The sequence below is a fragment of the Xanthovirga aplysinae genome, assembly GCF_009711365.1.
GTDB lineage: Bacteria > Bacteroidota > Bacteroidia > Cytophagales > Cyclobacteriaceae > Xanthovirga > Xanthovirga aplysinae.
Window position 1 is genome coordinate 1 of the sequence record NZ_SMMB01000298.1, and the last position, 1,033, is coordinate 1,033.

The following is a 1,033-nucleotide window of genomic DNA, read 5'->3' on the forward strand; positions in this document are numbered from 1 at the left end:
TATTAAACTATTATTTAGGAGACATATAATTTATATAACAAACTAAAAACCAATTTTTATGAAAAGTTTTACTTTTTACTCAAATTCTGGTTGGCGTTATATTCCAACCATTGAAACATCCAAATATAATTATCAAAAAAAGAAAAGGGAAAAAAAACCTTTTATCCAAAGAAGGGCCAATAAACCGTATAGTAACTTTTTTCTAATCTTCCTTCTGGCATTTTTTGGTTCTATCAAAATGGCCTTTGGGCAGCAAGTTATAGATAATTTATTTCAAGGTCCTTTGGCAGGGAGTAGTAATACTACGGGCCGTGTTAATAGTTTTTTTGGTTATTATGCGGGGACGTCTAATACTAGTGGTTCTTATAATAGTTATTTCGGTTGGGGTGCCGGTGGTGCTAATACAACAGGTTATGCCAATACTTTTATCGGATATGGTTCGGGTTATGATAATAAAGCCGGTGGCGCCAATACTTTTATAGGGATGAATGCTGGACGAAAGAGTACAGGCAGTTCTAACGTTTTTATTGGTTATAGTGCTGGCTACGATGAAACCGGAAGCAATAAGCTCTATATAACCAATACCGATACTTCTAGCCCTTTGATTTACGGTGACTTTGCTGCTAACACTTTAACTTTTAATGGCAATACCACTACAAACGGTAATTCTACTACTACGGGAACCCTGAGTTTTGGTAGTGCTAACACTACTTCAGGGGCTTTAAGTTTTGGTAGTAAGACACGCCAGGTGATTAATCTTTGGAACACTAATTATGGGATTGGTATACAAGGAAGCACCCAATACTACAGGACTGACTCCCATTTCGCTTGGTTTAAGGGAGGAAGTCACAGTGATGCTACTTTTAATCCCGGATCAGGTGGCAGTGTCATGATGGTTTTAAACGATTCCGGCAACTTAGGTATCGGTAAAACTTCCCCAACAGCAAAGCTTGATGTGGCAGGAAAAATCAAAGCTGATGGTGTTGTCCTTAGTATAGGCTCCTTTCCTGACTATGTGTTTGAAAAAGAGTAT

Annotated in this window: 1 pseudogene; it reads left to right on the forward strand. The window is 37.8% G+C overall.

From position 1 onward, the window contains the following. Positions 1-58: 58 nt before the first annotated feature. Positions 59-1,033 (forward strand): annotated as a pseudogene (locus E1171_RS00835) (hypothetical protein); the annotation flags it as partial.